This is a genomic window from Actinomadura logoneensis (genome assembly GCF_003428695.1).
GTDB lineage: Bacteria > Actinomycetota > Actinomycetes > Streptosporangiales > Streptosporangiaceae > Spirillospora > Spirillospora logoneensis.
The window spans coordinates 1-12,659 of the sequence record NZ_QURH01001012.1 but is presented as its reverse complement, the minus strand read 5'-3'; the positions used below and the strand labels follow the sequence as shown (position 1 = coordinate 12,659).

7 protein-coding genes and 1 pseudogene are annotated in these 12,659 nt (G+C 72.1%); 4 read left to right on the top strand and 4 right to left on the bottom strand.

Annotated elements, in window-relative coordinates:
* Positions 1–105: 105 nt before the first annotated feature.
* Both DZF91_RS34925 and DZF91_RS34920 read right to left on the bottom strand, forming a co-directional pair.
* Positions 106–1,353 (bottom strand): extracellular solute-binding protein, encoded by a 1,248-nt coding sequence (locus DZF91_RS34925; protein WP_117361316.1) that lies wholly within the window; start codon positions 1,351–1,353, stop codon positions 106–108.
* Between the two features lie 270 nt (positions 1,354–1,623).
* Positions 1,624–2,457 (bottom strand): class I SAM-dependent methyltransferase, encoded by an 834-nt coding sequence (locus DZF91_RS34920; protein WP_158588112.1) that lies wholly within the window; start codon positions 2,455–2,457, stop codon positions 1,624–1,626.
* A gap of 280 nt (positions 2,458–2,737) precedes the next feature.
* Here DZF91_RS34920 and DZF91_RS43005 point away from each other — a divergent pair, with 280 nt between their 5' ends.
* A complete protein-coding gene (locus tag DZF91_RS43005; protein WP_328589260.1) occupies positions 2,738–5,332 on the top strand; it encodes an FxsB family cyclophane-forming radical SAM/SPASM peptide maturase in 2,595 nt (864 codons plus the stop codon).
* A gap of 77 nt (positions 5,333–5,409) precedes the next feature.
* Here the strand turns inward: DZF91_RS43005 and fxsT are convergent, their stop codons facing one another.
* Positions 5,410–7,989, bottom strand: coding sequence for an FxSxx-COOH system tetratricopeptide repeat protein (gene fxsT, locus DZF91_RS34910; RefSeq protein WP_235834783.1), 2,580 nt, complete (start codon positions 7,987–7,989; stop codon positions 5,410–5,412).
* A 268-nt stretch (positions 7,990–8,257) separates the two neighbouring features.
* Between fxsT and DZF91_RS34905 the strand changes: the two genes are divergently transcribed.
* The 3 genes from DZF91_RS34905 to DZF91_RS42800 all read left to right on the top strand — a co-directional run bounded on the left by DZF91_RS34905 (position 8,258) and on the right by DZF91_RS42800 (position 11,294).
* Positions 8,258–8,443, top strand: coding sequence for a hypothetical protein (locus DZF91_RS34905; protein ID WP_117361312.1), 186 nt, complete (start codon positions 8,258–8,260; stop codon positions 8,441–8,443).
* A gap of 61 nt (positions 8,444–8,504) precedes the next feature.
* Positions 8,505–10,520, top strand: a complete 2,016-nt coding sequence (locus DZF91_RS34900; RefSeq protein WP_117361311.1) for a tetratricopeptide repeat protein — start codon at positions 8,505–8,507, stop codon at positions 10,518–10,520.
* Positions 10,521–10,595: 75 nt separating this feature from the next.
* The gene (locus DZF91_RS42800; protein WP_268916000.1) at positions 10,596–11,294 is read left to right on the top strand and encodes a hypothetical protein; all 699 of its coding nucleotides are present in this window, start codon (positions 10,596–10,598) and stop codon (positions 11,292–11,294) included.
* Between the two features lie 25 nt (positions 11,295–11,319).
* On the opposite strand, the pseudogene DZF91_RS34890 reads toward DZF91_RS42800, so the two are convergent.
* A pseudogene (locus tag DZF91_RS34890) lies at positions 11,320–12,462 on the bottom strand (MFS transporter); the annotation flags it as partial.
* Positions 12,463–12,659: the final 197 nt, after the last annotated feature.

The following is a 12,659-nucleotide window of genomic DNA, read 5'->3' as shown; positions in this document are numbered from 1 at the left end:
GCCCGCGGCGCGGCCGGGGACGCGGCCCCGGAGCGGGGGGCTCCGGGCGCCGCGTCCGGCGGCGGGCTCACGTCGTCCGCGTGTCGGACGTCGGGCACGGCTGGATCAGCCGGCCTTCTCGGCGGTCTTCTGGATGTCGTCCAGGACGGCCTTCGGGTCCTTGCTCGCGACGGCGGTGCCGAGCTGCTGCTTCACCGCGCCCGCGACCGCGCTCCACGCCGGGTTGCCGGTCGGCGCGAACTTGCTGGTCGGCAGCGCGTCCACGAACTGCTTGAAGTACGGGTCGGTACTCAGCGCGTCCCCGGCGGACTTGGTCACCGGCAGGAAGTTCTCCAGCTTGAGGAACTTGCTGGTGTTCTCCTTGGTGTAGAAGAAGTCGAGGAACTTCTTCACCGCCTCCTTGTTCTTGCCGTCGTTCTTCTTGAACGCGGCGAGGACGTCCATGACGCCGAGCGTGTTGTGCGCGCTCCCGTCCTTGCTGGGCAGCGGCGCGATGCCGTAGTCGAGGTTCTTGTTGACCGGGTCGATGAACCCGGCGCGGGTGAACGGGCCGCCGATCGACATGCCCACCCGGCCCTGCGCGAACTGGTTGAACACCGTCTTGCGGTCGGTGCTCTCCGGGTTCGGCTGCGTCAGCCCGGACTTGTTCAGGTCCTTGAGGAAGGTGAGCGTGTCGATGTTGGCCTGCTGGTTGATCGCCCATTTGCCGGACGCGTCGACCCAGCCGCCGTTGTTGTTCATCGCCCAGGAGTAGAACTCCGCCTGCGCCTCCTCGGGCCCGAGCGGGAGCCCGTACCCGATCTTCCCGCCCGCCTTGATCTTCTGCGCGTCGGCCTTCACGTCCGCCCACGTCTTGGGCGCGTCGCTGATGCCGGCCTTCTTGAACAGGTCCTTGTTGTAGAACAGCAGGCGCGCGCTGGAGATGAACGGCAGCGCGTACTGCGTCCCGTTGTACTTGGCCTGCTCCACGAAGGTCGGGGAGAAGTCGCTCAGGGTGTTCGGGGAGACGACGTCGGACGCCTGGTAGATGAGGCCGTCCCGGGCGAAGTCGGAGAACGCGTTGTAGTTGAGGACGTCGGGGACCTGCTTGGTCTGGACGTAGGTCTTCACCTTCGCGTCCATCTGCGTCCAGTCGACCATTTCCAGGTCGACCTTGTACCCCGAGTTCTTCGCCTCGAAGTCCTTGATGAGGCCGTCCCAGAAGCCCTTGGTGTTGTCGTCGTAGATGGCAGCGACGAATTTGATCGTCTTGTCTGAGCCGCCGCCGCCCGACGAGCTGCCCTTGCTGCAACCGCCGACGCCCACGGCGACCGTGAGGCCCGCGGCGATGGCGACCGTGAGATGCCGTTTCATCTGGTCCCCGCCTTCTCCGCGCACATTGAAAGAATGTGCGCGGTACGAATGCCCTGTGAGCAGAAACGCGCGTGGCCCGACGATAAGATCTGGTCCGTACCAGTTCAAGGGGCGGTTGAACCACGAGTCTCAACCGTTATCGGCACTCTTGCCCCGGTCTGTGCTGGTATGTAGCTCACGCAGGACTGGTCCGGTTCCCGGGCGCCGTCCGGCCGAAATTGCGGCCCGGCACCTAATCGCGATTGCGTTCGCGCCGCTGCCCCGAGCACCTCAGCTGAGCGCGGTGGCGTGCAGGATCCGGGAGAACACGAACGGTCGCAGGACGCCACCCCGCCGCCACATCTCCGGGGGAACGGCGTCCTCCATCCCCACGTGCGCGCGCACTTCCATCCCGCACCGCGCCACGAGCGCCTCGGCCTCGTCCGGCTCCAGGAACGTCCGGTACGGCTCCCCGCTCTCCGCGACCACCCGGTCGGCGAACTCCCCGTACTCGCGTCCGACCCCGTCCCGCGCCTCCGGCGGGACCATGTAGTCCATGACCAGTTCGGCCCCGAGCCCCGCGACCTCCCGGACGGTAGCCTCGACCGTCGCCCGCGCCAGGTAGACGCTCACCCCGAGCCACCCCACCAGCGCCGGCCGGCCCGGCTCGAACCCGGCGGCGGCCAGCGCCCCGGCGAGCCCTCCGCCCTCCAGATCGAGCGGGACGAATTCCAGCCCGTCCGGCACCGACAGCCCCGCCGCCGAAATCGACTCCCGCTTCCACGCCTGGGTATCGGGATGATCGACCTCGAAAACCCGGACCCCCGGATTCCGGAAAGCGAACGAGTCGAGCCCGGCCCCGAGAACCACATACTGCGCGACCCCGGACGCGGCGATCCGGTCCTCGACGAACCGCCCGCGCGTCACCCCGAGCGCCCGCGTCCCCCACAGCACCACATGGCTTCCGTGCTGCCGGTGATACCCGACCAGATCGTCCGCCGCGTCCCCGAGCAACCGCCCCGCGACGTCGTCCCGCAGAATCACCGGCCGGCCGTCCACGACCAGATGAGCCGCCCGCGCCGCCGCCACCATCATCGCCGTCCGACTGGCAGTCCCGTCCAGCATCTCCCCGCCTCTCAAAAAGCCCCAGGCCCGAGATGCTAAAAGGCAGAACCCACCCAGTAAATCCAGCATATCACCCAGAAATAAATTCCCGATAACCATTCAATGGCGATTGGGATGGGAAGGCGGAAGCGGTCCGTCACCCGCGTCCGTGCGAAGGAATCGGAACCCGGCCGTGTCCGGACCGGGGCCCGGTGCCCGCATGTGGCCGGAGGAAGGGGTTTGTTGATCTTCCAAAATGCTTACATATCGGGCAGAGGGTGCTGGCCGTTCGTGTCGCACCGTGCCCGGACCGATCGGGGGGCTGATCTGCGTGGCGGCTCGCACCGGCGCGGAGGAGTGGCCCGGAACGCTGGACCTCGCGGCGCTGCGCGCGTCCGGCTGGCGGCCGACGCCGTTCCGGCAGTTCATCCTGAAGATCCACAGCCGCTGCAACCTGGCGTGCGACTACTGCTACATCTACGAGATGGCCGACCAGGGGTGGCGCGAGCAGCCCCGGCGCATGAGCGGTGAGACCGTGGACGCCACCGCCCGGCGGATCGGCGAGCACGTTCGCAGGCACGGCCTGACCGACATCGAGGTCATCCTGCACGGGGGCGAGCCGCTGCTGGCCGGGCCGGAACTGATCCGCCGCGCGGTCCGCGCCGTCCGGGCGGCGGTCGGAGCGCGTGCGCGTGTACGGGTGGGCGTCCAGACGAACGGCGTCCTGCTGGACGAGCCGTTCCTGAGCCTGTTCGACGAACTGGACGTCCACGTGTGCGTCAGCCTGGACGGCGACGAGCGCGGGCACGACCGGCACCGGCTGCACGCGGACGGCCGCGGCAGCTACGCGGAGACGGCCGCCGGGATCCGCCGGCTCACCGCGGGCCCCCACCGGCGCCTGTTCACCGGCCTGCTCGCCACGATCGACCTCGCCAACCCGCCCGTCGAGACCTACGAGGCACTGCTCGAATTCCGCCCGCCTGCCGTCGACTTCCTGCTGCCGCACGGGAACTGGGACGCCCCGCCGCCCGGGCTCGACCCCGGCTCCGCGGCCACCCCCTACGGCGACTGGCTCGTCACCGTCTTCGACCGTTGGACGGCGGCGCCGCAGCGCGAGACCCGCGTCCGCCTCTTCCGCGAACTCATCGCCCTCAGCCTGGGCCGCCCGTCCACGAGCGAGGCGGTCGGGCTCTCCCCGGCAGCGCTGGTCGTGGTCGAGACGGACGGCACGATCGAGCAGGTCGACACCCTCAAGTCCGCCTACGAGGGAGCCGCCGCGACCGGCCTGCACATCGGCCGGGACGGCTTCGACGCCGCGCTCGCCCTGCCCGCGACCGCCGCTCGGCAGATCGGTCCGGAGGCCCTGTCCGCGACCTGCCGCGCCTGCCCGGTCGGGCGTCTCTGCGGCGGCGGCCAGTACGTCCACCGGTACCGGACGGGCAGCGGCTTCGCCAACCCGTCCGTCTACTGCCGCGATCTGTTCCGGCTGGTCGGCCACGTCCGGGACGCCGTCGCCCGCGACCTCGCGCGTGCCGGGCACGCGGCGGCCCCGGCCGGACGCGCGCGGACGCCGAGGAGCAAGCCGATGCGACCGGAACTGAAACGCCTGACGCTCCCCGAGAAGGTCTTCGCCGGCCTGGCCCAGGGAGGCGGCGGAGCCTACGCGGTGGACGAGCTGTGGCGGGTCCAGCGCTCCAAGCGGCTGCTGCTCCTGCGCTGGGTGCGCGAGGCCGCCAAGTCCCGCGACCCGGCCCGCGAGGCACGCGCCCGCCAGGCGTACGCGCTGCTCGCCGACATCCAGGGCCGCGCCCCGGAAGCGGTCCGGGCCGTCCTCGACCATCCGTCCGTGGGGCTCTGGGCGCACGCGGTCGCCGCCGGTGACGGCGACACCGACGCCATCACCGCGCTGGCCGCCGCCGCGGCGGTCCGCGCCCGCGACCCGCGTCCCATCGAGGTCGTCGGCGGCCCGGACGGCCTTCTCCTCCCGTCCCTCGGCCTGGCCGCGCCAATCACGGGAACCGGCGTCGTCCGCGCCGGGCCGGGCGCCCCGGTCACCATCGCGTCGGACACGGGCACGGTGACGCTCCCCGCCGACGACCCGCACCGCGAAGCCCCCGGCTGGCACGGCCTCCGCCCTCTCGAGGCCGAGTACCACGGCATGGCCCTGCGCCTCCTCCTGGACGACTGCGACCCCCTCCGCTCGGCGGGCGGCGAGCCGACGCCGCGCCTCACCCCGGACGAGGTCGAGCGGTGGCGGACCGTCCTGCGCAGGGCATGGCGCCTGCTCGTCCGCTGGCATTGGACGATCGCGGAGGAGGCGTCCCGGACACTCCGCGTCCTCGCCCCGATCTCCGCACCGGCCCAGGGCATGCGTAGTTCGACCGTGCACGAGTCCTTCGGCGCGGTCTACGTGTCACTGCCGCCGGACGAACGGGAGATGGCGGTGACGTTGGCGCATGAGGTGCAGCACGCCAAACTCGGCGCGCTGAACGACGCCGTCCCCCTGTCCCGCCCCGACGACGGCCGCCGCTACTACGCCCCCTGGCGCGACGATCCGCGTCCGGCCGCCGGCCTGCTCACCGGCGCGTACGCGCATCTCGGTGTCGCCGGGTTCTGGCGCAGGCAGCGCCACCACGAGTACGGCGACCAAGCCATGCGGGCGCACACCGAGTTCGCGCACTGGCGCGACGCCGCCGCCCTGGTGACGGGAACGCTGCTGCGCAGCGGTGCCCTGACCGACGAGGGCGCGCGCTTCGCCGCCGAGATGGACCGCACACTGCGCGCGTGGCGGCGCGAACCCGTTCCGTCCGCCGCGCTCGACCGCGCCAGGAAGGCCGCCCACCAGCACCGCGAACGCTGGCGAGCCCGACACGGTGACCTGAACGCACCCGTCTAGGAACGCACCCGTCTAGGAACGGGCACGTCCAGGAACCGGCACGAACGGCCCCTCCGGCTCGGGCCCGGGCACTCGGCCTAGATCGGCGGCGGGTCGAAGTCGCAGTCCAGGTGACGCCGCTCGGTGGCGACGACCGCGTCCGGATGGTTGAGGCCGAGGAGCCGCGCGTACCGGTGGATGGTGTCCTCGTACAGCTCCTCGCCCTCCTGCTGCAGGGCGTCGTTCCGCTGTTCCCTGCCTTCCCGATCCAGGTCCGCCGAGAGGTTCGCGGCGCACGCCAGGGTCATCGGGTGGTCCATGCCGAGGAGGGACCGGAGCCGCCGCAGCGTCCCCCGCCCGAGGGCGATCGCACCGGCGAGGTCGCCCAATTCGGCGAGGTCGCTGGCCAGGTTGGTCGCGACGGTCAGCGAGTAGTGGTGGTCGCGGCCGAGCTTGGCCTCCAGCCCCTTGAGCGCCTTCTCGTTCGTCGACCGTGCCGTCGTCGCCTCCCCGCGCACGCGGTGCAGCACCGCCAGGTTGCCGAGGACGCCGAAATTGTAGGGGTGGGACGGCCCGTACATGTCGGGGTAGCGCTCGGTGACGGTCCTTGCCAGGTCGAGGGCCTCGTCCTGCCTGTCCACGGTGCGGTAGGTGTTGGCCAGGTTGGTCGCGGCGGCGAGCGTGTCGGGGTGGACGGGCCCGAAGAGCCGCAGGCACCGGTCGTGCGTCTCCTCCGCGAGCTCCAGCGCCTCCTGGTAGCGGCCGGCCCGTCGCCGGGCGATCGAGAGGTCGATCGAGGCGCGGACGGTCACGACGTGGTCCGGGCCGAGCTGCTCGGTGGCGAGGGCGAGGGCGTCCTCGCCGAAGTCCATGGCGTCCCGGAAGTCGCCCAGCATTCGGACGGCCCTGGCCAGGCCGTTCAGGTGCAGCGCCTCGTCGAAGGCGGTCACGCCCGCCGGGCGGGGCCGCGCCGACGTCAGCCGGTAGCAGCGCTCCTGGAGGTCCCGGGCCCGGACGTAGTCGCTGACGAGGCCGTAGTCGAGCGCGAGGTTGTTCATCGGACGGATCGTCCTCGCGTGCTCCGGCCCGAAGAAGCTCTCGTGCTCACGCAGGGAGAGTTCGTCCTGCTCCTGGCTCTGCCGGAAGTCGCCGCGTGCGCGCAGGTCGGCGGCGCTGCTGTCGGTCACCGCGAGCAGGAGGTCGCGGAACTCGTCGTCCATGCGCTCGCTGGCGCGCATCGTGCGGAGCGTCTCCCGGTTGATCTCGTACGCCTCGCGGTACCGGCCCCGGTCCCGGATGAGGATGGCGCGCAACCGCCGGGCGCGCAGGACGTTGAGGTCGTCCGGCGGGGAGGTCCGGCTCCAGTGCTCCTGCACGCGCTTCGAGAAGTCCGTCCCTCCCGACTGGTCGCTGGACCTGTACAGGTACCGGACGAACGACAGCACCATCGCCCGGACCCTCGGATCGGTGCTGTCGATGGCGCCGGTCGGGTCGATGTGCGCGTAGAGGGCCCCGAAGTCCTCCCACGACTCGGGCCGGTCCGGATCCTCGGGGGTGGCCTCCGCGAGCAGCAGGTGGACGTCGGCCAGGTGGCGGGCCCGCTCGGCGGGCGGCAGCGCGCTGCGGACCAGCCCCTGGATCAGCCGGTGCATCTGGATCGTCCGGTTGTCGCCTTCGATCTCGACCCGGACCAGGGCGTACCTGCGCAGCCCGGCGACGGCGCGGCTGGTCTCGATGGTGTCCCGGAGGATCGCGGCCAGGTCGGGCGAGACGCCCTCGGGAGCCGAACGGAACACGTCCCGCGGGAAGGGCTCGGGGCCGAAGAACGCGCAGCAGCGCAGCAGCGGCACGGCGTTCGGGTAGTTCCGCTCCAGCTCCTCAACGGCGAGCCGCCAAGCGGCGGTCATCGGACGCGGGTACTCGCTGGCCTCGCCCTCCAGGAGCAGGTCGCTGATGCGGTCGCGGAGCAGCGCGAGGTAGTCCTGCACCGACATGGCCGACTCCTGCAGCAGCGACGCCGCCTGCTCGAGGGCGAGCGGCAGGTCGCCGAGTTCCTCGGCGAGGCGCGCGGCGTCCTTCTCGACGAGCGCGCCGGGGAGGCGCTTGTTGAGGAACTGGACGCTCTCGTCGCGGGCGAACACGTCCACCTCGACGGTGGCGACGCGTCCCCGACCCTTCCAGTTGGGGTTGCGGGAGGTGATGAGGACGTCGCCCGGGCCCTGCGGGACGAACGCGTTGATGTCCTCCGGGTCGTCGGCGTTGTCGAAGATCAGCAACCAGCGGCCGTAGGGATCGCCGCGCTCCAGGGTCTGGCGCACCAGGTTCGCGGCCTCCTCCACACCGATCTTGCTGGCGGGCGGGAGGTCCAGCCGGGGCGCCAGCCCGGCGAGCGACGACCGTACGAGGCTCTCCTGGGCGGACGGGATCCACCAGACGAGCTGGTATTCACCGCGGAACCGGTGCGCGTACTCGATCGCGAGCTGGGTCTTCCCGACTCCGGCCATTCCGTGCAGCGCGTACGGCACCACCGCGGCCGCGACGTTGTTCCTGATCCCTTCCCGAAGAGACGAGAGAAGATCTTCGCGGCCGGTGAAATTGTGGTTGCGGGCGGGAATCTTGGTGCCCCAGATCCGGGGGATGCCCGCGGTCACCGGGGCGACATCGACTGAATCCGCCACACGACTCGCCTCCGCACATGGTCGCACCATCGGTCGTTTTCCGCATCGTATGCCGCCGGACGTGCCCGGGCCACGGGCAGAATTCCACGCCGAAGCGACTGGTCGGCCGTAGGCACGCGCTGAGATGCAGGGGCGTATGGTCTTCCCGCGTCCCGAAGGGCGGCAACGCCGGGAAGAACAATGGCGCGATGTGGCCAGGTTCCCCCGTCCCGGGAAGGGAACATGCAGAATCACAAGTGGGCCCTGGCCGCCGGAACAAGGAGCTCCGATGCGCGACGAGCTGGATTTCCGAAGTGACCTTCCGGACCTGTCCGGGGCGTCCTTGGAAGAGCTGAGCCGGCTGGGCGGCGGGGTGCTCGCCGGCGAGATCGAGGCGGTGTTCGGGCCCGACCGCCGGTCGGCGACGGTGTGCGCCGGGTTCAGCTCCTACATCGGCGACGCCGAACTCGGCTGAGGCTCGCGAGACGCACCGGGCGCCGAGAGGCCCGGCCGGCACCGGGCGAAGGGGTGGCGACGTGGACGAACTCACGGCCCGCCATGACCCGAACCCCTATCCAGGCCGGCGGCCCTTCACCGATGGGGAGCGGCATCGGTTCTTCGGCCGCGCCAAGGAGTCGGAGGCCCTCGCCGAGCTCTGGGCGCACCGTCCCGTCACCGTGCTGCGGGGGCCAAGCGGTTGCGGCCGGACCTCGCTCATCCACGCGGGCGCGGTCCCGCTGCTGCGCGACACCAGGCACGATCCACTGCCGGTGGCGGACGCCGGCCCGCTCGCCGTCCCACCCCAGGGACGGGTCCTGCCGAACGCGGCGTTCCCCGAGTCCGACCCCTATCTGCTGACGCTGCTCGCCGCATGGCGCGAGGATCCCGGCGAGGCGAATCCGGTGGCCGCGTTCCTGCGCCGGGCCAGGCGGCGCGGGCGGCCGGTGGCGCAGCGCCCGGTCCTGTTCGCGGTCGACTGCGCGGAGCGCTGGTTCACCGGTGGCCCGCTCTCCCGAGGGCAGCTGGGCCTGCACGAACTCCTCAGGACCGTGGCCGCCGATCCGGGCGTCCGGCTGCTGCTGTCCGTCCGGGAGGAAGAGGCCGACCACCTGGTGGCGGCCGTCGTCCGCCACGACCTGCCGGTCGCGGAGATGCGCCTCGGACCACTCGGCTGGAGCGGGGCGCTGGCCGCCGTGGCGGAACCCGCGCAGCGGGCGGGGCGCCCGTTCGAGGACGGCGCGGCCGAACGCCTGGTGGACGAGCTGAGCGCCGCGCATGAAGACGGGTCCGTGGAGCCGGTGCTGCTCCAGGCGGCATGCCGCACCCTCTGGGACCGCCTCGACGACCCCGAGGAGACAGTCTCCCTCCGGTCGATTCCGCGCATGGACGACATCCTCACCGACCTCTGCACAGCGACCGTCAACAACATCGTCGACGCGTTGGGCGCCGCCGCGAGTTCCCTGGACGCCGTGGCCGAGGCCGAGTGGCTGACGCTCAGGACGTGGGAGCGCGCTCCCGAGGACGTCGCACGACGCGCGGCCGAGATCCCGTCGACCGCCAAGGAGGCCGAAGGGCCCGCTGTCGAGCCGGGAGGCGGCCGGCGCACCCCGTCCGCCGCGGCACTGCATCTCCTCAGGGAGGCGCACCTCGTACGGAACGTCCGCACCGACGACGGGTTGACCGAGGTCCTCCAGCATCCGGACCTCGCCTACGCCCTGGTCCGGTTGGGGGAGCGGCCGGGACGCAGCAGGTTCCACGCCGGGCCGTGGAGCCGGCTGCGCGCGGCCGAAACGGCGCTGGCCGCCGGGCAGGTGCTGCTCGCGCGCGGCCTGGCCGGGTCGGCGGCCGGCCATCCCGACACCGACGCCGGGTTCCAGGCCGACGTGCAGACCGTCCTCGGGAACATCGCCTACCTGCACGGACGGTACGACGAGGCGGCCCGGTGCCATCAGCGGGCGGGAGAACTGCTCCAGACGATCGGCGAGAGCACGGCCGTCGTCCGGCAACTCGCCGCCGAGGGCTGGTCGCGGTTCGCCGCCGGAGACGCCGAACGCGGCGTCGCCCTCCTGCGCAGTGGCGCCGACCTGGCCCCCGGCGACGCGGCCGTCCAGGTGGGGCTGGGCCGGATGCTGTGGCGGGCCGGGCGTCCCGAGGCGGCGCTCGCCGTCCTCAGCGGTGTGCTCAACCGGCACGGGGACGTGCACGAGGCGCTGGAGATCCGGGGCGAGATCCTCGCCGACCGGGGCGAGTCGGAGTCGGCCCTGCGCGACCTGGACCGGCTCGGCCGGTCCGCCGATCCCGCCGCCCGCGCGGCCCGCGCGCTGGCGCTCGCACGGAGGGGCCGCCTGGACGCGGCCCGCGCGGAGATCGGCGAGGCCGTCGAGGCGGGCGCGGAGAGCGGTCCGGCGCTGTACCGGGCGGCGCAGGTGGAACTGATGACCGGCGACACCGGCACGGCCACCGACCTCGCCACCCGCGCGGTCGAGGCGCGCCATCCCCCGCTGCCCGAGCACCTGCGTGCCGAGGCCTGGCGCCTGCTGGCGGACGTGTGAGAGACGCGGGACGCGGAGTCACGGAGTGTGGCGTGTGACGCTGTGCGCCGTCCGCTCCCGGCGGAGGATCAAGGCATGGGTTCCACTGCCACCGCGCTGGTGACCGGCGGAACGGCCGTGCTCACCGGAGCGCTCACCGCGGTCGTCGGCGTCGTCACCGCCCGCCTCGGCCACACCTACGAGCGCCACCGGGAGGCGGACGCCCGGGCGGCGGAGCGGTCAGAGGCCGCCGAACGGCGCGTCCGCGAGGCGCTGCGGAGCATGGACGACGCGGTCGTCGACCTCGGGGTGACCGTCCGCCTGTGCGAACGCCTGCGATCTCTCGGAGCCCTCGGCGAGGACGAGGAACTGGCCGGTGGGAAGCGCGTCTCCGCGGAGTACCGGACGGCCGTCCGCGAGATCCAGGGCTTCCTGGACGCCGTGGGCCACGATCCGCGGATGGCGGGACCGGTCGAGACGCTGCGCGCCGAGGTGCGCCGTGCCTGGCTGCACGGACTCGGCGACGCCGGGAAGCAGGATCCGCGCAGCGCCGCCGCCGTGGACGAGGAGCTCCAGCGCCTCATGGGCGATGTGGGGCGCGCCCTCGCGGAGCCGGCGGCGGCCGGCCTCCCGCTCACACCCGCGCCGGCACGGCCGCCTTCCGGACCGGACCGTGGCGCAGCCGCCGCCGGAGCCGGAGCGTCCGTGCCCGCCGCCCGCCCCAGAGCAGCACGCCGGTGGCGGCGATGGAGATCGGCACCACCCACGCGACGCCGCGAGCGCCCACCGCGTTGATCGCCGCGCCACCGATCATCGTGCCGACGGGGGTGATGCCGAGGGTGATGAACCGGTTCGTCCCGGCGACACGTCCGCGCAGCTCAGGAGGGGTGCGGGTGGCCTGGTAGGCGGAGAGTGCGATGTTGAGCCGCGCGCCCACGAAACCGACGCCGCCCCAGGCGGCCATCCAGACGTCGGCCCAGGGGAAGGCCGCGAGCAGGGCGGTCATGACGAGCCAGGCCCACATGCACAGCCTGAGGAGGGTGATCGGACGGCGCCCGAGGCGGCCTCGCCGCGTGACCGCCACATACCCGGAGACGAACGATCCGCCAAGGCCGGGTGCGGCGAGCAGGACGCCCGCCATCGCGAGCGGAAGGCCCGCTTCGCGCGCGCGGACCACCAGCAGCAGGGTGACGACCTGGAACAGCAGGTTGGTGGCCGTGCACGCGATCAGTGCCGTGCGCAGGAACCGGTACCGCCACAGCCATTTCAGCCCTTCGAGCATCTCGGCGATGAGCGAGCCGCCGCGCCGGAGCCCGGCCCGCGTCCGGGACGCGTCGGTCGGCCCGGCGGCATGCAGGGGACGGGCGTGGTTCCAGTGTCCGCGGAGTCCTGCCGACCGCAGCGTGAGGAGCGCCGCCGTGGACGCGAGCCCGAACGCGGCGTCGGCGGCGTAGGGGAAGCCGGTGCCCGCGGCGTGCAGGACGCCGCCCAGGGGGCGGCCGAGCAGCATCGCGCCGTTCGCCCGCCCCTCGTTCTGCGCCATCGCCCGCTGGAAGTGCGCCGCCGGGACGACGCTCGGGACGGCCGTCACCTCCGCGACGTTGTAGAAGGTCGTGCACGTCCCGCTGACCAGTGCGGCGACGATCAGGACGGGTGGCCGGAACACCCCGAGGGCGAGGGCCGCCACGACCGCCAGGGACATCAGCGTCCGGACCGTCTGGCTGAGCAGCATCGTCCACCAGTGGTCCAGCCGGTCCACGAGCATTCCGGCGGGGACGTGCAGCAGCAGGCTCGGTACCGTTCCCGCAGCAACGACATAACTGACAAAAGTGGGTGATCCAGTAAGCGTGAAGGCGAGCAGAGGTGCCGCGGTGGTGACACTCATTGCGCCGAGCAGCGATGCCGCCGAACCCGTCCAGAGCAAGCCGAACCGGAAACGCCAGCCGTCCGCTTCCTTCGCCATCTGTGTCGCCCATAAGAAAGGTTCGTGCAGGTCACCGTGGTGGTGGGGGGAGTGTGCGCGGGTGGCCGGAGCAAAAGGCCGCGCGCGGCCGGCCCGACAAAAGCTCAGCCTAGAGGGTGCGCGGTATTGGGCTCACCAACGGCGAAGTAGAGGCCGGAAAATGTAACTCTGGGGGATTTTCAGGGGTGGGGGCGGTC